General features: G+C 40.1%; 18 protein-coding genes and 1 tRNA gene. 16 read left to right on the top strand and 3 right to left on the bottom strand.

Features of this window, described 5'->3' with window-relative positions:
- Nucleotides 1-2: 2 nt before the first annotated feature.
- From BMX34_RS05810 to BMX34_RS05835, 6 genes are all read left to right on the top strand, one after another.
- Nucleotides 3-1,313 carry an O-antigen ligase family protein gene (locus BMX34_RS05810; protein WP_092571792.1) on the top strand — a complete coding sequence of 437 codons (1,311 nt, stop codon included), beginning with the start codon at nucleotides 3-5 and terminating at the stop codon, nucleotides 1,311-1,313.
- Nucleotides 1,288-2,355, top strand: coding sequence for a hypothetical protein (locus BMX34_RS05815; RefSeq protein WP_092571794.1), 1,068 nt, complete (start codon nucleotides 1,288-1,290; stop codon nucleotides 2,353-2,355). The genes BMX34_RS05810 and BMX34_RS05815 overlap by 26 nt, the downstream gene beginning before the upstream one ends.
- Before the next feature lie 11 nt (nucleotides 2,356-2,366).
- The gene (locus BMX34_RS05820) at nucleotides 2,367-3,125 is read left to right on the top strand and encodes a glycosyltransferase family 2 protein (RefSeq protein ID WP_092571797.1); all 759 of its coding nucleotides are present in this window, start codon (nucleotides 2,367-2,369) and stop codon (nucleotides 3,123-3,125) included.
- 627 nt (nucleotides 3,126-3,752) lie between these two features.
- Nucleotides 3,753-6,377: a pyruvate, phosphate dikinase gene (gene ppdK, locus BMX34_RS05825; protein ID WP_092571799.1), complete on the top strand. Its 2,625-nt coding sequence runs from the start codon at nucleotides 3,753-3,755 to the stop codon at nucleotides 6,375-6,377.
- A gap of 17 nt (nucleotides 6,378-6,394) precedes the next feature.
- On the top strand, nucleotides 6,395-7,018 hold the full coding sequence (locus BMX34_RS05830) for a helix-turn-helix transcriptional regulator (protein ID WP_092571801.1): 624 nt from the start codon (nucleotides 6,395-6,397) through the stop codon (nucleotides 7,016-7,018).
- A 1-nt stretch (nucleotide 7,019) separates the two neighbouring features.
- Entirely contained in the window at nucleotides 7,020-7,838 is an 819-nt protein-coding gene (locus tag BMX34_RS05835) for a pyruvate, water dikinase regulatory protein (protein WP_092571803.1), read from the top strand.
- 69 nt (nucleotides 7,839-7,907) lie between these two features.
- Here BMX34_RS05835 and BMX34_RS05840 read toward each other — a convergent pair whose 3' ends face one another.
- A complete protein-coding gene (locus tag BMX34_RS05840) occupies nucleotides 7,908-8,765 on the bottom strand; it encodes a DUF368 domain-containing protein (protein ID WP_092571805.1) in 858 nt (285 codons plus the stop codon).
- A gap of 179 nt (nucleotides 8,766-8,944) precedes the next feature.
- Between BMX34_RS05840 and BMX34_RS05845 the strand changes: the two genes are divergently transcribed.
- The 10 genes from BMX34_RS05845 to BMX34_RS05890 all read left to right on the top strand — a co-directional run bounded on the left by BMX34_RS05845 (nucleotide 8,945) and on the right by BMX34_RS05890 (nucleotide 20,021).
- Complete coding sequence (locus BMX34_RS05845; protein WP_092571807.1) at nucleotides 8,945-9,190, top strand: hypothetical protein; 246 nt, start codon at nucleotides 8,945-8,947, stop codon at nucleotides 9,188-9,190.
- A gap of 13 nt (nucleotides 9,191-9,203) precedes the next feature.
- Entirely contained in the window at nucleotides 9,204-9,608 is a 405-nt protein-coding gene (locus BMX34_RS05850; protein WP_092571809.1) for a cytidine deaminase, read from the top strand.
- A gap of 67 nt (nucleotides 9,609-9,675) precedes the next feature.
- Nucleotides 9,676-10,056 (top strand): lactoylglutathione lyase, encoded by a 381-nt coding sequence (gene gloA, locus BMX34_RS05855; protein ID WP_092571811.1) that lies wholly within the window; start codon nucleotides 9,676-9,678, stop codon nucleotides 10,054-10,056.
- A gap of 465 nt (nucleotides 10,057-10,521) precedes the next feature.
- Nucleotides 10,522-11,667, top strand: coding sequence for a M20 metallopeptidase family protein (locus BMX34_RS05860; protein ID WP_159428864.1), 1,146 nt, complete (start codon nucleotides 10,522-10,524; stop codon nucleotides 11,665-11,667).
- 89 nt (nucleotides 11,668-11,756) lie between these two features.
- Nucleotides 11,757-13,856: a transglycosylase domain-containing protein gene (locus BMX34_RS05865; protein WP_092571815.1), complete on the top strand. Its 2,100-nt coding sequence runs from the start codon at nucleotides 11,757-11,759 to the stop codon at nucleotides 13,854-13,856.
- Nucleotides 13,857-13,971: 115 nt separating this feature from the next.
- Complete coding sequence (locus BMX34_RS05870; RefSeq protein ID WP_159428865.1) at nucleotides 13,972-14,322, top strand: YlbF family regulator; 351 nt, start codon at nucleotides 13,972-13,974, stop codon at nucleotides 14,320-14,322.
- A gap of 90 nt (nucleotides 14,323-14,412) precedes the next feature.
- On the top strand, nucleotides 14,413-15,687 hold the full coding sequence (locus BMX34_RS05875) for a metallophosphoesterase family protein (RefSeq protein WP_092571819.1): 1,275 nt from the start codon (nucleotides 14,413-14,415) through the stop codon (nucleotides 15,685-15,687).
- Nucleotides 15,677-18,484: an ATP-binding protein gene (locus tag BMX34_RS05880; protein WP_092571822.1), complete on the top strand. Its 2,808-nt coding sequence runs from the start codon at nucleotides 15,677-15,679 to the stop codon at nucleotides 18,482-18,484. Before BMX34_RS05875 ends, BMX34_RS05880 begins: the two co-directional genes overlap by 11 nt.
- Nucleotides 18,485-18,497: 13 nt before the next feature.
- Complete coding sequence (locus BMX34_RS05885; RefSeq protein WP_092571824.1) at nucleotides 18,498-19,442, top strand: 3'-5' exoribonuclease YhaM family protein; 945 nt, start codon at nucleotides 18,498-18,500, stop codon at nucleotides 19,440-19,442.
- A gap of 12 nt (nucleotides 19,443-19,454) precedes the next feature.
- Nucleotides 19,455-20,021, top strand: coding sequence for an SRPBCC family protein (locus BMX34_RS05890; protein ID WP_092571826.1), 567 nt, complete (start codon nucleotides 19,455-19,457; stop codon nucleotides 20,019-20,021).
- 302 nt (nucleotides 20,022-20,323) lie between these two features.
- On the opposite strand, the gene BMX34_RS05895 is transcribed toward BMX34_RS05890, so the two are convergent.
- Both BMX34_RS05895 and BMX34_RS05900 read right to left on the bottom strand, forming a co-directional pair.
- A tRNA-Arg gene (locus BMX34_RS05895) sits at nucleotides 20,324-20,395 on the bottom strand.
- 114 nt (nucleotides 20,396-20,509) lie between these two features.
- Entirely contained in the window at nucleotides 20,510-21,232 is a 723-nt protein-coding gene (locus BMX34_RS05900) for an LPXTG cell wall anchor domain-containing protein (RefSeq protein ID WP_159428866.1), read from the bottom strand.
- Between the last annotated feature and the right edge of the window lie 9 nt (nucleotides 21,233-21,241).

Below are 21,241 nucleotides of genomic sequence, written 5' to 3' on the forward strand. Positions count from 1 at the left end.
TTATGGAAGTGCTGATGATATTATTAGTCTTTTCGGTCTTTCTAGGCACGGAGTTATTGGCCGTTCCCTTACCTGGTTTCCAACTTAGTTTATATCGAATGACTCTATTTTTGGGGATCTTCTTAACGATATATCAAGCCTTCAAACATCACCCTCAATTAAAGATTGACCGTAAATTGACCAGCCACTGGTTAGTCATCGGTTATCTTTGCTGGTGGCTCTGGGGATTTTTATCGGTTCTCTGGGCGATGAGCTTTGGTCATTGGTTACGCGCCATGTTCCTATTAACTTTGGGAATTTCTGCCATTGTACTCGTTTATTTATGGGTCCATGATATGAATTTATGGCGGAGGTTGATTCGGGCCATGTGGTTAGGCATGTCGATATTAATGTTCTGGGGTTATTATGAGCTATTAACTAATCACTATCTGTTTGCCGATTTGAATAAATTAGATAAGCATGGAACGTTTGCAAGTCAACCTCTTACTCGGATTCCCGTCACTGTCTTTGAAAATCAGAATGATTATGCGACCATGCTATTGGCCTTTCTAACTGTATGCATGATTGGGCTTTCCTTGACCAAATTTAATTGGCAACGATTAATATTACTTGGGCAGATGCTCTTAGCTTCCTATCTCGTCTTCCGCTGTGAATCCCGGATGATTTTATTAAGTTTTATTCTAATTATTGTGATTAAATTCTTGCTACAATTTAAAGTCGACTTGAAATTGCCTCAATGGCGTAAAATTGTGCTGGTCTTTATACTTCTAATCGCAATAAGTATCGCTTTGGTGCCAGCGATTCAGAATAAAATTGATACGCTGTTCTATGTAGGCTATGGCGAAGAGTTGGATGGGGATACCGTCCGGATGAATTTGTGGCGCAATGGTTTACATTTCTTAGGTCAAACCTTTGGTCTAGGTGTTGGTGCCGGTAATATTGAATTCTGGATGAATTATTTCCGTGAACTACCTACTAAGATTATTACGAATATGCATAATTGGTGGTTAGAAATCTTGGTGGCTTATGGTTGGCCGGCTTTTTGTATCTATGTGACGATGTATGGTGTGATGATTCGTCGACTCTTTACGTTGAGAAGTCAGCTGATTCCGCAATGGCGAGCAGTGAACAATAATTTAATGGCCTTTTTGATTGTGTATATCTTTGCTAGTATTACTAGTGCAAGTAATATGTTAATTGAATGGCATTGGGTCTTCTTTGCGGTTATCATTGCCTATATCAATATCATCGAAAATCAGTTAAAATATCGACAAAAGGGGAGAGAATATGAGTTTATTAACGATTATCGCTGAATATTGGCGATTTCTTAAAGCGAATCTTTGGCGCCTATTACTGGGTGCAGTCTTGGGAGCTTTGATTTTATTAGGCGCCCGTTATCTTTTAGGACAGGTTTGGTTAAGTAATCGAAATGAAGCTTATCAGTATTTAAATCGGGTCTACCAACAAGAACCGGCTGAATTTCAAGCCATTATTTCGATTGAAGATGGCCAATTATTTACCAGTTCCAATATCTATGATGAATATTTTTCTTCAGAACCGGTGATTAAAGAAATTGAAGATCGAACAGGTATCCAATTCCATCAATGGTTAGACTCTGAACGACAGCTAGAATTGTTTAAGAGTGATGGGTTCCGTGGGGGGATTGCTGCGATCCGTGATAATAGTTCGGGACTGATTACCTTTAGATTTTTAGTGGGCAAAACCAGTGCTGAAAACTTAAAAATTGCCCAAGCTTATGCTGAATTGTTAAGCGAGGAGCGTTTTGACTTTAATCAAAAACATCAAATTAATATTACCAATCCGGCTCAAACAGTTGAACTCTTGGATTTAGACATGGTCCAAACGGTTCCGACCCCAGCAACTTTAAATATGTTTGCCGGGATGACGGCTAAGAATATTATTATATTTTCGGTGCTTGGTCTGATTATGGGGTCAATCATTACTGCTTTGATTCTTTGGTTGGCCCGTCTACGGAAATCACAGATTGCTTATGCTTTTGAATATAGTTGGGACATGGATGATAAACATCTACTATGGTCAGGACATAAGGGACAAGTAGGATCGGAATTAGCCCAAGTTATTCAAATTCCTCACGTGGACACTAGGTTAGTAATTAGTCAAGCTGGTCACGAGGGCATTGATTTGACCGATTTAACCAAACAAGCAGGTTGTTATTATTTAGCTGACTTAGGGCAAAGTGGTCAAATTCAAGAAACGATTCAAGAAATTGTTATTTTAATTCACAGTAATGTGACCGATAAAGCCTGGTATCGTGATCAATATAAGCTGGCTAAGTTATTTCATGTGCCTCTAAAAATTATTCAAGTCATTTAAGGAGTCGAACGATGGATCAAGAAGTCTTAATTTCAATCATCACCCCGGTATACAATGCTGAACGCTTTATTCAACAAACGATAGATAGTGTGCAAGAGCAAACTTATCAGCATTGGGAACTTATTTTAGTTGATGATTGTAGTCAAGATCAAAGTGCGGAGATCATTCGGCGAGCGAGTCAGTCTGATCAACGGATTAAGCTGATTACTTTAAGTGAGAATTCTGGCGCTGCAGTGGCTCGGAATTGTGGACTTCAAGCAGCACGCGGAACCTATATCGCTTTTATTGATAGCGATGATCAGTGGATGGCAGACAAATTGAGTTTGCAACTGCAATTTATGCAAGATCACGGCTACGTCTTTACTTATACCGATTTAGCATTGGTGGATGAAGCAGGTCAGATTATTAAGGATAAGGTGGGGGTACCTGCGCATCTGACTTACACCGATTTATTAAAGAATACGGCCATTGCCTGTTCGACCGTGATGATTAATCGGCAAGCAGTTGGGGACTTTCAAATGCCCTTGGTGCGCAAGGGGCAAGATACAGCGACCTGGTTGATGTTGATGCGGGAACGCAAGATTGAAGCCTATGGTTTAGATTGGGTTTTGAATCATTATCGTCAGGTTGCTAGCTCGATTTCAGCGAACAAGTGGGGCGCATTGAAAAGGACCTGGCATACCTATTACCATCTAGAAAAACTAGGACTGCCGAAAGCTTTGTATTATTTCGGTCACTATGTTTGGAATGCTATTCGTCGCCGTCTGTAGTTAAAATATTAACTTTCAAAATAAACAAATTACGAATCAAACTACTTGCAAGCGATCGTCCTTCAAAGCTTTAGCTTTTTCGGACTAGATCCACTAGACAAATTCTAAGCGACAAGTCGCTAAGAGTTTGTAAGCTGCGTGGATCTTCTTGAGGCTTGCGAGTAGTATTGATTCGTATTTATTTTGAAAAGATTATTTTTTCAGGCCAGTAGAGGTCATTGATTGGTACTAATAATCTAAACTGAAGCTGTCACTGTATTGGCTAAAATAATAGAGCAACGTCTTCCGCTTATTTGATAAGTTTCAGACTTATTTTAGACCTTGTTCTCCCTAATTTGGAGGCTTTAGGGACTGGGTTGGGGAAGGTGTTCAGATAGACCATACAAAGTACTTAGCTAGTTAGAAGTACAAGTCAGTCGCTTGGTCATTTACTGGCCATGCCGATTGTGCAGGCGTTTTTCGGTGGGTGAGTGAAATTTGTAGATAAATATTTACTTGTAAAAGGACGATAAATGTCCATCAGGTTATATTAAATTATAATTTGATAAGATAAGCTTTAGTCATTGCAATCTAATAGTGCATATTATATAATTCTTTTATGATGCATTAATAATGAGGAGGAAGAATATGCAACGTGTTTATGCTTTTAATGAAGGAACAGCTCAAATGAAAGATATCCTAGGGGGCAAAGGTGCCAACCTAGCTGAGATGACCCGCTTGGGCTTACCTGTTCCTAAAGGCTTTACCATTTCTGCCAAGGCGTGTTTAGAATTCTTAAATCATGGTGAAGTCTTATTGGATGAACTTAAAGCTGAAATCGATCAATATATACAACAATTAGAGCAGGACACTGGTAAGAAATTTGACGGTGCTGAGAATCTGCTCTTAGTTTCTGTGCGTTCAGGAGCCAAAATTTCTATGCCAGGTATGATGGACACGATTCTTAATGTCGGCTTAAATGACCACACTGTGGAAACCCTCGCTCAAGAAACACAAGATTATCGTTTTGCTTATGACTGCTATCGTCGTCTATTACAAATGTATGGTAACGTTGTTTTTGGGATGGATGGGAGCAAATTCGAAAGAATCTTAGATCAACACAAGAAAGCTGCCCATGCTCGTTATGATTCTGATTTAACTGCAGATCAATTAAAAGCTGTGATTGCCGATTATAAAGAACTTTACTTAAAAGAAATCGACCAACCTTTCCCTCAAAACGTGACGGATCAAATTTATGAAGCGGTTAAAGCGGTTTTCCGTTCATGGAATAATGATCGGGCCAAATATTACCGTAAATTAAATGAAATCCCGAATGACATGGGAACAGCCGTAAATATTCAAGAAATGGTCTTCGGAAATCGCGGTGAAAGTTCAGGGACTGGGGTACTCTTTACCCGGAACCCGGCCACCGGAGAACATAAATTATTTGGTGAATATTTAGTGAATGCTCAAGGTGAAGACGTTGTTGCCGGTATTCGAACTCCATCTTCCATTCAAAAACTTGCTGAAGATTTCCCTGAAATTTATACTTTGCTGAATGAGTTGGTTTATAAATTAGAACACCATTACAAGGATATGCAGGATATTGAATTTACTATTGAAGAAGGTCAATTATATATCCTTCAAACCCGAAATGGTAAACGGACGGCTAAATCAGCATTCAAGGTAGCTGTAGACTTGGTTAAAGAAGGGGTCATTACTAAAGAAGAAGCCTTGATGCGAATTGAGCCAAGTGCGGTTAACCAATGGCTACATCCTACCTTTGACAGTGAAAGTTTAGCCCAGGCTGAACTTATTTCAAACCATGGCTTACCAGCGAGTCCTGGCTCAGGAACGGGTCAAGTGGTCTTTACGGCTAAAGTAGCTAAAGAATGGGCCGAAGCAGGGAAGAAAGTCATCTTGGTCCGTCAAGAAACCTCGCCAGAAGATATTGAAGGAATGAACTTAGCTCAAGCCATTGTAACGAGCCACGGAGGCATGACTTCTCATGCGGCGGTCGTTGCCCGCGGTATGGGTAAATCTTGTGTCGTTGGTGTGGATGACCTCGAAATTTCAGAAGAAAATAAGACAGTTATTTATCCAGGTGGCGAGTTGCATGAAGGCGACTTGATTTCAGTAGATGGTAGCTCAGGAAAATTATATCGGGGCGAAATCAAACAATCCTTCACGAGCACGGATGAGTCCTATGCAACGATTATGGAATGGGCCGAAGAAGTTTCTGAATTGAAAGTTCGAATGAATGCTGAAACCTTACCAGATATCCAAACCGGTCTAGCCTTTGGCGCGGTGGGTATCGGATTAACTCGGACCGAGCATATGTTCTTTAAAGCTGAACGCTTGAAAGAATTTAGAAGTTTTATTCTTTCTCAGAAAGAAGAAGAACGTCAAGCAGCTTTAGATCGGATTCAAGCATACCAAGAAGAAGACTTTGAAAAGATTTTCCGAGCTTTGGATGGCTTCCCAGCTAATATTCGTTTATTGGACCCACCTTTGCATGAATTCTTGCCAGCCAAAGACCAAGACATCGAATTAGTGGCTGGTCAACAAGGAATTTCAGCCCAAGAATTGAAGAGCCGGATTCATAATCTGAAAGAAGTTAACCCAATGTTAGGACACCGTGGTTGTCGTCTAGGAATGACTTTCCCTAACTTATACTTAATGCAAGCACGGGCTATCATGACTTCTGCCATTAAGTTAGTCCAAGAAGGACTAGAAGTTAGCCCAGAAATTATGATACCATTAGTAAGTACGCAAAAAGAATTAGCGATCCTCAAGGAAAAAATTGTTGCTGAACTCGATCAAATGATTCAAGAAGCAGGGGTTGAACTCGCTTATACAGTAGGTACCATGATTGAAATCCCACGGGCATGCTTTATTGCTGACGACCTTGCACAAATTGGCCAATTCTTTAGCTTTGGTACCAATGACTTAACCCAAATGACTTATGGCTTCTCGCGTGACGATGCAGGTAAATTTATTAATCAATATATTGAGAATGGTGTCTTAGAAACAGATCCTTTCCAAACCATCGACTTAGCTGGTGTGGGTGAATTAGTCCGCATTGCTGTTGAGAAAGGTCGCCAAGCTAATCCTAACTTGAAGATTGGTGTGTGTGGCGAATTGGGTGGAGATCCTAAGTCCATTATGTTTTTCAACCAAGTTGGTTTAGATTATGTATCTTGTTCACCATTCCGTGTACCTATCGCCAAGATTGCCGCAGCTCAAGCAACCATCAGAAAACAAGAGAAATAAATATTGGAGCGATATAAATGGATTTGACAAAAAGACAGCAACAAATAATTGATATTGTGAAGAATAATGAACCGATAACGGGGAATGATATTGCTGAGAGGCTAGACATCGCTAAATCTACCATTCGTAGTGACTTGGCGGTGCTGACTTTAACAGGAATCCTGGATGGTCGGCCAAAGGTGGGTTATATTTATTCTGGTCTACCTTACCAACCTATGCTCCATGAAGTAATCTCTAGTAAGAAAGTGGAAGACATCATGAGTAGCCCGGTCATCATTTCGGTTGAAACTTCGATTCATGATGCCATGACCATGTTGTTTATGTACGACGTTGGATCTATTTATATTTCAGAAGGCGACAATCAGGAATTACTGGGCATCGTCTCACGCAAAGATTTATTAAGATCGATGGCGACAGGTCAATCCAATGAGCTAGCTGTTGCTGTAGTAATGACTCGGATGCCGAACTTAATTGTGGCTACCCCAGATATGCCGGTCTTAGAAGCAGGAAAATTGATTGTAAACCATCAAGTAGACTCTTTACCGGTGGTAGAGGGCAAAGGATCGAATCGAATTGTCGGTAAGCTATCCAAAACGAATCTGGTTAACTTATTCGTAGAACTTAGTACTTCGGAGGAGTAACATGACTGATACAGAAATTAAAATGTTTATCGTTTCTGACGCTGTAGGAGAAACTGCGCTTAGAGTTGCCAATGCAGTTCTAGCTCAATTTCCTAATATCAAGAATAAGAACATTAAACGTTACCCGTTTATTGCTTCCAAAGAAGAGATGATTTCGCTCCTACATGATGCTGGTTTGGAGAATGCGATTGTGGTAGCCACGATTGTTAACAGTGAACTGGCTACCTTTGCCCAAGAGTATGCGGATGAACATCATATTCTCTACCATAATGCTTTAACAGAATTAATTCACATGATTCAAAATAAAGCGGAAGTAGCTCCAGTTGAAGAGAGTGGTCTTTTACAACAAATGGATCAAAATTATTTTGACCGTGTGTCTGCCATTGAATTTGCTGTTAAGTATGATGATGGAAAAAATAATAAAGGCTTCCCTCAGTCTGATATGGTCCTCTTGGGAATTTCGCGGACATCAAAGACGCCGCTCAGCATGTATTTAGCCAATAAGGGCTATAAGGTGTCTAATCTTCCTTTGATTCCGGAAGTACCTATTCCCAAAGAGATTTATGAAGTTGATGCGCGTCGAATCTTTGGTCTAACTGCCTCACCTCGTTATATCATGAATATTCGTTCAGAACGGGTCAAGATTCTAGGTATTACTGGCAGCGCCAAATATTCTAGCTTGGAACGAGTTAAAGATGAATTAATGTTCTCGGAACAGCTCTATCAGAAATTAGGAGCTCGAATGATCAATGTTGAGAACAAATCCATTGAGGAAACAGCAGCTGAAATTGAAACACATTATAAGGCTGAGAATATTTAAAGATAAAATAGTCGCCCCACCTGAGTATTAGCTCAAGTGGGGCGACATTTTTAATGTGACTTAGTAAGATTATTCGTCGGTATATTTTGCTTCTAAACGGGCCATCCACAGACCGACGGCAGCACCAAAGACCAACATCAAGAAACAGAGGAAATACTGCAAGAAAGTAAACCCATGATAATCGGTTGGAATAATCATGACAGTTGAAGCAAGAACGACCCCTACAATAAAATGGAAGAAGTTTGAATAATAGCGTTCGAAGATATGATGAATGATTTTGGCAAGCAATAAGATGGTTAATAAACCGCCTAGGGCAATGGGAAGAATTACCGAGAGGTCAAAAGACTTAAATCCATCCGCCATCGCCTTATATAAACCTAAATAGACGATAAAGTTGGAGGGACTCATTCCGGGTACTAAGACACCCAGGGCAATCAGAAAGCCACATAGCATCCAAGCAGCAAAGCTAGGAGTCATGGCCCCATTTTGTGAGAGTTGGCCTAGATTAAGTAAGATTAGTCCCAGAATAAAGGCGGCAATTAAGATCATCCAGTCTCGTTTATCCCGTCCCTGAGCGCCTGCTTGTTGCCAGAGGGCGGGTAGGGTGCCGACGATTGCTCCGATAAAGAACCAAAGAATGATTGTTTCAAAGTTGCCTAATAAATAACTTACGCCCCAGGATAGACCGGCAATGCCCGCGAGCGCACCTAAAGCAACGGGAATAAAGAATTTCACATTTTCAATAAAATGATCGAAGATATTCGATAAAAAGCGAATAATTGGAGTGTAAAGGCCAAAAATGGCGGCCAAGGCTCCACCAGAAACGCCAGGTAAAATAAAACCAGATCCAATAAACATGCCCTTAATAAATTTCAGCAACCAATTTTGTTGAGGGAGTTGGTCACTGTATGATTGATTTGTGTTCATAATGACTCCTTTTTGAAAAATTAATCTGATACAAGTTTAGCTGAATTTATGGGCTGAAGCAAATCTGAAAATAACTTCTAAATAAATCAGGTTGAAACACATGCCATAATTGCAAATGATTATCATTTAAGCTGACTTGAGCTATAATAGTGAAGAATCTTAAGCTAAGGAGTGAAATCATGGAAGATCATATCTTATATTACAGTGACTTATGTCCTGATACCGAAGAATTTGTGTCTGCCTTACAAGCTAAGGAGATTGTCTATCAGGCTATCAATATTACTGAATCAATGGCTAATTTAAAAGCCTTTCTTAAATTAAGAGATAAACATCCTGATTTTAAAGCAATCAAAGAACAAGGTAAAGTGGGCGTTCCTGTCCTCTTTTCCGCTCAAAAATTATATTTCAATCAACAAGAGTTGTAGAAAGGGAGAGGTTATGAACAAAGAGGCTCAAGATTTAATGGAGAAAGCGCGTTCTGTTTTAGGCCGAGCTTATGTTCCTTATTCGCATTTTCCTGTAGGGGCGGCTCTATTAATGAAGGATGGGCAGGTCATTACTGGTGTGAATGTTGAGAATGTTTCTTTTGGTGCGACGAATTGTGCGGAAAGGTCGGCCTTATTTACCGCAATCTCTCAAGGCTATCCGGCTAAATCAGTCAAAGCTATTGCGATTGCCGGCATTAGTCAGGGCTTCCTCAGTCCTTGTTCAATCTGCCGCCAGGTGATGGTTGAACTTTGTGATCCAGAAACTGCCGTTTATTTATCAAATGCAGACGAAGAGATTATGGAAACCACGGTTGCGGAATTAGTTCCCTTAGCCTTTGACCATCTTGATGTATAATGCGTGTTTTTCCGAGTTGGATTTGTTAGACTAAAGATAAGAATATGATGAAAGGAAGCGATATTATATGGCCCAAACATTATTACATGCCTGTCTTCGTGTGCGAGATTTAGAAGCTTCTAAGAAATTCTATACTGAATTATTTGATTTTGAAGTGGCTCGTGAAAGAGATTATCCTGAAGACAAATTCTCGCTATCATTTTTAAAAGCATCGGGATCCGATTTCGAAATTGAGCTGACTTATAATTACCAAGCAGATCCCTATGAAATCGGTAATGGCTTCAGTCACTTGGCTTTAGGTGTTGATGATTTAGATGCAGTCTATCAAGCATGCAAGGAGTCCGGTTATAAAGTTTCTGAAATGAAAGCTTTATCGAATCCATACTTCTTTGTCACTGATCCTGATGGATACCGCCTAGAAGTGATGGCCAATTCAAAGAAAGCTTAACCGTGCTTCAATGAAAATTTTGATGCAATAAACTCTTAAAAGGGGCAAAATTCAAGCTAAGTTTTGAATATGATCCTGCCCTTAAAGTTTAGTCAGAGAGACTTTGACGTTTTGTCTTTGTCTCTCTTTTTTTACCTAGAAAAAATTAAAAATCTGAAACTTGCTAAAATTTTAAAATAGACTTGCTAGAAAGTCACGATTTGCTATAATGGTTTACATGCGATGAGTCGAAAGCAATCTGGATAGATTGCCTACAGGAGACCTAGAGGTTCGACCTCAAATCAGGAAGATGGTCTATTCATAGGTGCTGTGAACACTTATGGACCTTAAGTTATCTTAAGGCTGGTTTAACTAGCCAAAGCTAGTGACTAAGTCCTCCGATCTAAAGGATCGGAGGGCTTATTTTTTAATAGTTGGTGTATAATAGAGTTAAAATATAAACCTTTGGAAGGGAAGCGCTTATTTGTGGAACAACTGAATATTGGCTTGGAAGAACTTGATCAACTTAAACAATTGCATCAGACTTTGAGAAAGCATCCTGAGCTGTCTGAACACGAACAAGAAACTCGCGAGATTCTCAAGGATTTTATTCAGACCCATTGCTCGAATTTAGAGATTGTAGATCAAGGTCGTTGGTTTTATGTCTGGAAGGCTGGGAGTCCAGGCAAGCAGACGATTGCTTTTCGAGCGGACCATGATGCAATCAGTAACACTCAGGGACAAGTTTTTCATGGTTGTGGCCATGATGGCCATTCTACTATCTTGGCTGGATTAGCTTGGCAGTTAGATTCAATGGATCTGTCAACCAATGTGATGCTTATTTTTCAACATGCTGAAGAGAATGGCGTCGGAGCACGAGAAATTGTTCCCCGGATGCAAGAAATCGGCGTGGATTATGTTTATGGATTGCATAATTTTCCTGGATTTGCCCAAAATCAGATTATTGGCAAATCAGGAACGTTTATGTGTGCCTCTACGGGGATGGAGATTCGGTTTCAAGGTCAACAAACCCACGCGGGTCAACCTGAGAAAGGAATTAATCCGGCTTTTGCTTTGGCAGAACTCTGCTTAAAATTGAAAGACTTAGGTAAGTTCCCAGGTTTCGGACCGCAAAAGGCGCTAGGTCATACTTTTGATAGTCTGGTGATGGCTACCATTATCTCTTTAGAATTAGGCCAAAAGGGCATGTATGGTATCGCAGCCGGCAGTGGTCAATTACAATTGACCTTGCGTGCCAGCAAATATAGTGACTTAAAGGAGTTGACCAATTTGCTTGAAGAAGAAGTGAATCGATTGGCAACAGAGGAACACCTGAGCGCAGCGATTCGTTATCTCGATCAATTCCCCGATACTTCCAACCCGGTTGAAGAGGTGGAACGTCTAGAACGCCTCGCTAAAGCCAATGGTCTAGCATATCATCAACTTGAACAAGCCTTCAGACCTTCAGAAGATTTTGGCTGGTATTTAATGAACTTCCCTGGCACGTTCTTTGGTCTTGGCTCCGGTGATGAGCACCCAGACTTGCATGATGATCGTTATGAATTTCCTGACGAGATTATTGCAAGTGGAATACGGATATTCCGAGCTTTGCTGATGGACCACCAAGGTTAGTTCATAAATAATTCTTGATTTTACTAATCTTTTATTCATAATTTAAAGGTATTCTTAGGTCACTACTGTATTTAAAAGGAGGGTTCTCAATGGCTAAAGAAAAATGGCAAGCAGCCTGGGCCACTTTCAAGGAACTCTGGCGTTACTATCGAGGTTGGAAATGGCTCATCTTTATTGGCTTAAGTTTCTCTTTAGTGCTTTCATCCTATCTGGTTTTGATTGCTAAAACCACCAGTGTCGAGACCTTAAAAGATGCCTTACAAACGAAGACCACCATATACACAGCAAATGACGAAGAGGCTGGCTATTTAAGCAATCAAAAAGGGACCTATGTCACTTTGGATCAAGTCTCAGACCAGATGAAGAAGACTCTGGTGTCTACGGAGGACAAGCGTTTCTATGAACATAATGGCTTCGATACTATGGGGATTGGCCGAGCGTTTATCCGCCTACTAATCAACCGAAATACTTCTGGTGGTGGAGGATCCACCTTGACCCAACAATTGGCTAAGAATGCTTTTCTTTCTCAAGATCAGACCTTCCAACGTAAATTTAAAGAGCTCTTTTTAGCTTTAGAAATTGAGAAGAGTTATGATAAAGAACAAATCTTAGAGATGTATTTGAACCATGCCTACTTTGGTAATGGGGTCTGGGGGGTAGAAGATGCTTCAGAGAAATATTTTGGTCATCCGGCTGCTAACTTGAATTGGAATGAAAGTATTGTGCTAACTGGAATTTTAAAAGGACCAAATATTTTTAACCCAATTGATGATTATCAAGCAGCCATCGATCGTCGCAATGTAATTGCAGACCTCTTATTAAAAGAACAAGTGATTACCGCTGAAGACCATCAAATTATTCTTTCTCGGGGTATCGACCTCTGGGACAATTATTATGTGCAGGATTCTTATACTTATCCTTCTTATTTTGATGCGGTGATTAATGAAGCCATTGCCAAGACCAATATTCCAGAAGGGGATTTGATTGGGAAAGGTTATAAAATCTATACCTACCTAAATCCAGCCTATCAGAACGCCTTAGACCAGTCCTACCAAGTTGGCGGGATTTTCCCTGATGATGCTGCCGAGCAACCCTTGGTCCAAAGTGCAAGTATTGTCGTTGATCCAAGCACAGGCGGCGTTGAGGCAGTATATGGGGGTCGTGGAGAATATACTTATCGTGGCTTTAATCGAGCGACCGATATGTTACGTTCACCAGGTTCCACTTTGAAACCTTTAGCTGTATATGTGCCGGCTTTAGAAACTGGTTACAATATTCACTCGATGGTCCCAGATGAAGTACGTTCTTATAATGGTTATGCGCCTGAGAACTATAATCATTATACTGAACCTAGTGGAGAGACCCCGCTTTATTATGCTTTGGCTCAAAGTAAAAATACCTCCGCAGTCTATTTAATGGATAAATTAGGGATCGACAAATCGGTCAAAAAACTTCAGCAATTTGGTATCGATGTGAAGAATAACGATAAGCATTTGCCTTTAGCTTTGGGGGCCTTTGAGCGAGGAATCAGTCCAATGCAATTGGCCAACGCTTATACCGCTTTTGCCAATCAAGGCATTCGCTTAGAGTCTTCTTTTATTCGCAAGATAGAAGATGCCCAAGGCAATGAAGTTTATAATAATGAACGGCCTACCAAACATATGGTCATGACTAAAAATGTGGCGGCTGATATGACTTCCATGATGTTAGATACCTATGGTGGTTATGGAACGGCCTATGGTGCGGGACCTGATCTAGGTCAAATTGCCGGTAAGACAGGTTCGACTGAAACGGTGGATGGGTCTGCTGACACGCGCGATAAGTGGATGATAGGTTATACACCAGACTTTGTCATTGTGACTTGGCTTGGTTTGGATGAGATGGGTGATACCAGTCTAGATACCATCATGCCTAGCGGTTTAGGCAGCTTATTCAATATTCAAACGACCAATATCATGGCTCTTTCTGCCCAAACACCTTTCCAAGTTAGCAATGCATCGACCATGAATCAAGACACGAATACGGTGGCGGATGATTTCTGGTCCGAACAACTCAGTCCATGGTTTGACCAAGCCAGTCAGTGGCTGGGTCAACAGGCCGAAAGTTTATGGCAAGTGGGTCAAGAATTAGCTGACCAAGCGGGTCAAGGCCTTGCTGACTTATGGAATCAGATTGATCTTCCTTGGTAAAGATGAATGCTTGAACATTGATATTGAGGTTGATGACAGCCCTTTATCTGACAGTTCGTCTAGTATTTTTTGGCTGAATTTGTTAATATTAGGGGTGTAGAAAAGGATGAAGAAGATGAACAATAATATTTATGATACAGCAAACCAACTTGAACGAGATTTAAGAAATTTAGAATCCTATCAAGCCCTTAAAGCGATTATGACCGAGATTCATAACAATGCGCAATCGGCTGACCTATTCAGCGATTATCGTAAACAAACTCAAGCCTATCAACAAAAAATATTAAAAGCTGAGCAAGTCACTGAAGAGGAGCTTGCCCAATTACAAGACCTAACTGATAAGGTGAAAAAAGATCCTCTGATTAATAAGTTGATGCAAGAAGAACAACGGGTCAGTCAAGTTATTCATGATATTTATGGAATGATTAATCGACCTTTGGAAGAACTGTATCGATTTGATTCATGATTTAATTGAGGATGAAACTAAGCCAGCTGGGAGTCATCGTAGATTACGATACTTTTCAGTTGGTTTTATTTAACTAGAAAGGGAACAGATATGAGAATAATGCATGTAGCCGATTTGCATCTTGATACTCCCTTTGTGGGTATGGGCAAAGATTTCCAAGCGATTCAGAGTCGGCTCCTAGAATCGGCTTATATTGCTTTTGAAAGATGTATTAATGTTGCCATTAATCGAAAAGTTGATCTAATGCTGATTGTAGGAGACGTCTATGACGCCCAAAAACAAACGGTCAAAGCACAATATTTCTTCCATCAACAATTAGAACGTCTTAGTCAAGCCGATATTCCAGTGGTCTTTTGCCATGGTAACCATGATTATATGACGGCTTCTGTAGAAGGACGTCGATATCCTGAAGGGATTCACGTTTTTCGTGATAATAAATTATCTTATATTGATTTAGATTTAAGCAATGGTGAGAGTGTTCGCGTATATGGCTTCTCCTATAAAAATCAATGGATTGCTGATCGGATGATTGATCAATTTCCAACCAATCCTTATCAAACAATCTACACCATAGGGATGATCCATGGAGAATTAGCGAGTAAAGATGCTAGCCAGGCTCACTATGCTCCATTTACTTTAGAAGACCTCTTGGATAAGCATTATGATTATTGGGCTTTGGGACACATTCACCAAGCAAATGTTTTACATCAGACGCCTTTGATTCAATATCCTGGCACCATTCAAGGTCGACATCGGAATGAAACGGGACCTAAAGGAGCCTATATTATCGAGCTAAATCAAGGACAAGCGACTGGAAACGAGTTTATTGAATTGAGCCCAATCATTTGGCAAAAAGTCGAGCTCAATTGCCAATGGCATCTGCAAGCCGCTGATTTATTGAAGCAAATCCAACACATCATTGCCAATTACCAATCCGAAGCTCAAGGACATGACCAGTCTTATATTCTCGATATTGAACTTAACCATGCGGAACGCTTAGATGATGATTTACAAACACAAATCAGTCAAGGACAATTATTGGAAGCCATTCAAGATGAATTGGATGAGGATCATTTTGTGGTGGTCGCTAAAATAAGCTTGAATCGAAGCCTAATGGTTTCGGCCTTTGAATATGACCGCAATCTTAATCAAAGCTTTGAGGAAGCCTACACTGCTTTAAATGATGACAAAGAATATCAAAGCATGATGGCGCCCCTCGAGAATCATCCGACCATTCAGACTTATCTCAAAGGCCTCATTATGGAAGAAGAACTAAGAAATGAGATAAGTAAAGGCGCCCGAGATTTGGTTGTCCAATCTTTAGGTTTTGATCAAGAAGGGGAGGCAACGAAAGATGAAGATTAAACGACTAGAAATTTACGGTTATGGTAAATGGGTTAACCAATCTTTCGATATTGATGCTCAACTTCAGATATTTTATGGCCCTAATGAGACAGGAAAATCGACCATTCAATCCTTTATTAAGAGTATTCTTTTTGGCTTTCCTGATAAAAGACGGCGTAAATTCCAACAGAATCGTTATGAACCGCGCCATGGAGAAAGCTATGGGGGGAGAATCCTGCTCAGTGAGACCCCATATGGCGAGATTTGGGTAGAACGGACGGCCAAATTCTTAACCATTCAGACTAAAGAAGGACAAGTCCTAGAAGATAGCGTCTTGAAAGAAATCCTAGGTGGACTCGATGAGAATGTCTTTGATTACTTCTATGCTTTTAATTTAAATAATTTACAAGAATTGGCCAATATTGGTTCAGAAGACTTAAATGATTTCTTCTTGAGCATTGGTACTTTGGGAAGTGATAAGTTCCTAGCTGTCGCCAAACAATTCGAGAAGGATACTGATGAACTCTATAAACGTCAGGGAACGAACCCTAAATTAAATCAATTATTAACGGAGTTCGAAGTTTTACAAAGACAAGTTCAACAAATTAAACAGAAACACCAACGCTATAGTTATCTATTAAGCCAGCAACAAGCAGAAAATTCAGCGATTAATCAATTAAATGAGAGCATCAAGGACATAGAGCACAAAGTGCGCAATTTAGATCAGCTCATTAATCGGTATGAAATTCATCTGAAGGATTTGGTCGTTCAAAGGAAGCTAGACCAATTAATCTATACTGAGATTCCTGAAGAGGCGCCGACCGAAGTTGATGCCGCTTTACGGGATAATCGTGAAAGCGAAAAGAAACTTGCCGAATATCGTGAACGGATCCGCAATATTGATGAGGAATTGACTCAATTGACCCGTTATACTTGGGCCAAAAACCGTCAACAAGATCGAAAAGAATGGCAATCCGCCACAGAGGAAATCAAGCAAGTTCAGACGCAGATTGAACAATTGCAGCGGCAAATCCATGAAGCTGAAGAAATGTTAGACCATCTAGCAAAACAAGGTCAGTTTTATCCAGAAAAAATTGTTCAAGGAGAGGAATATGATCGAGCCATTGATCGAGGGCTGACAATCCAAGGGAATAAAGATCAGATTCAAGAAGAAAACGAAAGTATTCGATCAGAGCGAAAATTCTTGCTAGAGCAAAGAAAGGCATACCAGAATAATGCGGCGATTGCCCGCCAACAGGTTGCTCAATTAGAGAATCAACGGGTCAATGATGAAGAACAATTGATTCAACAAACCCAATTAAGTCATTATTTACCAGGCTTTATTATCTTGCTTGCCGGAGTAAGTTATGTTTTCTACCAATTTATTCAAGGTCAGTCATTATCTAGTCTTTTTGTCATTGTGGCCGTCTTGCTAGCAATGGTGGGCCTCGGTCAGATGATTTATATTTATCTGAAACATCGTAATTTGGTCCAAAGCTTTCAGAATAATCCCATCCATCAAAAAATCATCGATTTGCATGAACAAGAGCGACAATTTGTAGAACAAGGGAAGGCTTTTGGTTTAGAGATTAATGATCGAGAAATGAAGATGGAACAATTACAAGAAGATTTGGCCAAGCTGATGAAAGAGCAACAAAGTTGGTTGAGTTCGATGGGCTTCTATCCAACGGCCGATCCGGAAATTGTCTTGAAAGCGAATCCGGTGAAGCATTATCTGGAAACTAAAGTCCGCTATGAGAAATTATTGACCGAGGAAGCTGAACAGCAAGCGAGAATTTCTGCTTGGGTGGAATTAATAAAGCCATTGCTGACCCGTTTTCCATTTGAACAGACTGAGAGAATTCGGCCATTAATTCGCCATGTGGAAGAAGTTGAAGCCAGTCTCATCCAAACCATGCAACGAGCCAACGCCTTAGAGGATCGACGGAAGTTAACAACGCATTCAGTGGAAAGTGAAGAAGAGGCGATCAAACAACGCAGTCAACTGATTCAAAATTATTTGGATCAAGCTTCAGCTAAAGATGTGATTGACTTCAAACAAAAGATTAATACCAATAAAGAAATTGAAGACTTGCAGGCGAAACATCAGTTGTTCGCTGAACAAACGCAAGATTATGCACAGGAATTAGCCAAGATTCAAAATCGCCAGGAACTAAGTGAGCAGTTAGAACAACAACAACAAATGTTGCAACGAGCGAAAGAAAATTTAACCCCACATATGCATCAATTAGCCAATGTCATGGTGGAAATTAATCGTCTTCAAGAGGATGGATCCTATGAAGAATTAAGTCAACAGATCGAGAATAAGAAAGCTAAGATTCGTGATGTTATCATTGAATGGGGACAGAAACATATTGCGACCGCCTTAATTTATGATACTTTACGTTATGGGATGGAGAATCCATTGCCAGAAATGAACGAAAAAGTTAACGAACTTTTCTATAAATTATCTGGAGGACGCTATACTCAGGTCAAAATCAATAAAAATTCGATCAAAGTGAAACAATTCTCGGATATCTTATTCGAGCCTCACGAATTATCTCAAGGGACTTTAGAGCAACTCTATGTGGCCTTACGTTTGGCTTTTGTAGAGAGTGCTAAGCAAATGGTTTCAATGCCTATAATTATTGATGATGCTTTCGTGAATTTCGATGAACAGCGACGACAAAGCATGTATCAAGTGCTCAAGGAAATGTCAGAACGCCATCAAATTCTATTCTTTACCTTTGATCAATTAGCCATTGATATCTTTGAACCTGATCATGAAATCGATCTTGAAGAGCTCGATCAAGCTTAGTTGAGGAGGAATTATGAAACAATTATTTGATTTGAATGTCGGTGAGGAATTTGCCTTATATGTATTGATTAAATCAGCAGATGTGCGAACAGCCCGTAACGGCAACCCCTTTATTGCCTTTAGATTTCAAGATAAGTCAGGGGCCATGGATGGTATGTATTGGAGTGCCAATGAGAAAGAAATTGCTAGCTTTCAGGCGGGCAAGGTCGTCTTATTACAAGGAAGACGTGAGAACTATCAAGGTCGGCCTCAAGTACGAATTGAAAAGATGCGTTTAGCCGAAGCAGGTGAGCCGATTGACCCAACCTATTATGTAGAAAGTATTGAGCTTTCACGGGACGAATTGGTTGAAATACTAGACAATGCCTTATTTATGATTAAAGAACCTAATATTGCCCGTGTCGTGCGCAAAATTTTGAAGACTCATGAGGAAGCTTTCTTTACTTACCCAGCAGCTAAACGTAATCACCATGCCTTAGCAGGGGGCTTAGCTTTTCACACCTTGACCATGGTGCAAATTGCGAGCAAGCTATTGGAAATCTATCCACAATTAAATGCTTCCTTATTGATTGGCGGGATTATTCTGCACGATATCGGTAAGACGATTGAGCTAAGTGGTCCAATATCAACGGAATACACCCTTAGAGGTAAGCTCATGGGTCATATTGTCTTGATGTCTGAATTGATTGATCGAACCTGTCAAGAAATTGGTATCGATTCGGAAATTGAACCCATCTTACTCTTGAAGCATGTGGTCTTAGCTCACCATGGCAAACAGGAATTTGGTAGTCCAGTCCTTCCGCAATTGTTAGAAGCTGAGTTGATTCATTATATCGATGATATGGATGCTAAAATAAACATGATTACCCAAGTCCTTGAACAAACGGATGCAGGTCATTTTACGCCACAAATCTTCCCCTTAGACAAACGGGAAATTTATAAACCCAAATTTCGTTAAGGGTGGTATTGGATGACAAAACACAAAGCTAATCTGCTTGACGAACTATACAGTCATAGCCCGACTTGTAGCTGTGGCTGTCAAACAGGGCAAAGCATCGATGATGCCTTAAGTCAGCTTGATCAGGGACAATGTGTTAAACTAGCCTTGAGCTACCCGCAAAGCTGTGCGGAAGTCTGGCAAATTTTCTTGACCGAACATGCTTGTTATCCAGGTATCGCTTTTAAAGATTTGAGACCTGGAGGGAGTATTCAATTTAGCTATAATAGGGAAGACCAAGAAAGCTTTATGTTGATGGATTACGAACCAGCTAAGACATTATCCTTTGCTTGGTTGGATGGAGCAATCCTAACATTCGATTGGATACCCATCGAGGTGGGCAAAGCTTGTCTACTACAAATCGACTATTGGTATCCTGAATTTAAAGAGACAATGATTGCCGATATGTATCGGTGGTATCAAGCTATGCGTCAACTTCAAGCCAAACTTAGCCATGATACATTTGAAACAGATCCATTAGAAGAGGCCCTGTTTCGCGAACATATACTAAGAGAAGTTCAAAATTTAAAATCGAATTAATAGAATCAGCTTGGTTAAATAACATAGCGCCCCCCGAAAGATGGATGAAAATATCCATCTTTCGGGGGGGCCACTCTATAACACTTAATCTAACGATTAGGTGTTTTTATTTTGTCTTACATACAAGGAAACGAAATAAAAAAACGAAATTCACGCAAAAAAAATAGACTAGCATAGGCTAGTCCTTTCCATTCGTCCGTAGGAGGTTAAATTTTACGTGATTTCAAATTAAACCAAATTTAAATAAAACTTTATTTTATCAAGCTTTATCGGATGTTTTGCTATGAAATAAAAGTTACTTATATCTCCGGAGGGAGTCGAACCCCCATTACAAGAACCGGAATCTTGTGTGATATCCATTACACTACGGAGACCTGATTATTCTATTTTACCTGTCTTTCATATGAATTTCAAGACCTTTTGTCAAATTAAATAAAAAATCAGTCATTATTTTAATATATGTCAATAATAGGAATAATGCTCAAGTATTAATTTTTTTCTTTAACCGTTTCTCTTCTATGAAAGAGAAAAAGTATGGTGGCTATAAACATTAGTCCTAAAGCAAGGGTAGTTAAAGGATGACTTTCGCCAGCATCGGGCAGTCGACTGCTTTTCTTGTTAGAACTTGAAGCTGTTTTGTTAGCTTTTTTCTTGGTCGCCTTACTAGTAGAAATGAAAGCTTGACTGGCTTGATGATTATCACGGCTACCTTGTTTAATTGATTGACTCGTTTCTTCTGTTGAAGGTTTTTGGCTAATTTGAGTCGCTTCAGTCGTTGTCGCACTTGCTTCATTATTAGAGCTTTCGGCTGAAGATTCTGATGTTGCTTCACTTTCATTGCTGCCAGCAGCTTCTGGACCAAATTCGATTATCTGATCGACAGGTTCTTGAATCACTTCTAAGAAGTCTGTTCGGATGAGTTTGTCGCCAGCTAACGAAGTTTCATAAGTATATAAAACTTTCCGGATACCCGGAATACCTTCTTGGACGATGATTTCCTCGCCTGGAGCTAGATTTGGGTTCTTTCTTCTTTGACTAGCAAAAGGGATAGTTTCCTCGCCCACTACTTGCTTGGTTGAGGTTTCTTTTTCTTCAAATCCGGGTTCTTTCTCACTGGTTGTTTCACTAGGGATGTCATCTTGGGCCCACACAGAAATATCCTGTAGGCCAATCAATCCACAACAACAAAGAAGCAGGGCAAATTTCTTCAATGGAATCCT

This window comes from Ignavigranum ruoffiae, from assembly GCF_900110675.1.
Classification (GTDB): domain Bacteria; phylum Bacillota; class Bacilli; order Lactobacillales; family Aerococcaceae; genus Ignavigranum; species Ignavigranum ruoffiae.

Excerpts from the sequence above, each read along its gene's own strand:
- BMX34_RS05810 (WP_092571792.1), top strand. The coding sequence starts at position 3 with ATGGAAGTGCTGATGATATTATTAGTCTTTTCGGTCTTTCTAGGCACG.
- BMX34_RS05815 (WP_092571794.1), top strand. The coding sequence starts at position 1,288 with ATGAGTTTATTAACGATTATCGCTGAATATTGGCGATTTCTTAAAGCG.
- BMX34_RS05820 (WP_092571797.1), top strand. The coding sequence starts at position 2,367 with ATGGATCAAGAAGTCTTAATTTCAATCATCACCCCGGTATACAATGCT.
- ppdK (WP_092571799.1), top strand. The coding sequence starts at position 3,753 with ATGCAACGTGTTTATGCTTTTAATGAAGGAACAGCTCAAATGAAAGAT.
- BMX34_RS05830 (WP_092571801.1), top strand. The coding sequence starts at position 6,395 with ATGGATTTGACAAAAAGACAGCAACAAATAATTGATATTGTGAAGAAT.
- BMX34_RS05835 (WP_092571803.1), top strand. The coding sequence starts at position 7,020 with ATGACTGATACAGAAATTAAAATGTTTATCGTTTCTGACGCTGTAGGA.
- BMX34_RS05840 (WP_092571805.1), bottom strand. The coding sequence starts at position 8,765 with ATGAACACAAATCAATCATACAGTGACCAACTCCCTCAACAAAATTGG.
- BMX34_RS05845 (WP_092571807.1), top strand. The coding sequence starts at position 8,945 with ATGGAAGATCATATCTTATATTACAGTGACTTATGTCCTGATACCGAA.
- BMX34_RS05850 (WP_092571809.1), top strand. The coding sequence starts at position 9,204 with ATGAACAAAGAGGCTCAAGATTTAATGGAGAAAGCGCGTTCTGTTTTA.
- gloA (WP_092571811.1), top strand. The coding sequence starts at position 9,676 with ATGGCCCAAACATTATTACATGCCTGTCTTCGTGTGCGAGATTTAGAA.
- BMX34_RS05865 (WP_092571815.1), top strand. The coding sequence starts at position 11,757 with ATGGCTAAAGAAAAATGGCAAGCAGCCTGGGCCACTTTCAAGGAACTC.
- BMX34_RS05870 (WP_159428865.1), top strand. The coding sequence starts at position 13,972 with ATGAACAATAATATTTATGATACAGCAAACCAACTTGAACGAGATTTA.
- BMX34_RS05875 (WP_092571819.1), top strand. The coding sequence starts at position 14,413 with ATGAGAATAATGCATGTAGCCGATTTGCATCTTGATACTCCCTTTGTG.
- BMX34_RS05880 (WP_092571822.1), top strand. The coding sequence starts at position 15,677 with ATGAAGATTAAACGACTAGAAATTTACGGTTATGGTAAATGGGTTAAC.
- BMX34_RS05885 (WP_092571824.1), top strand. The coding sequence starts at position 18,498 with ATGAAACAATTATTTGATTTGAATGTCGGTGAGGAATTTGCCTTATAT.
- BMX34_RS05890 (WP_092571826.1), top strand. The coding sequence starts at position 19,455 with ATGACAAAACACAAAGCTAATCTGCTTGACGAACTATACAGTCATAGC.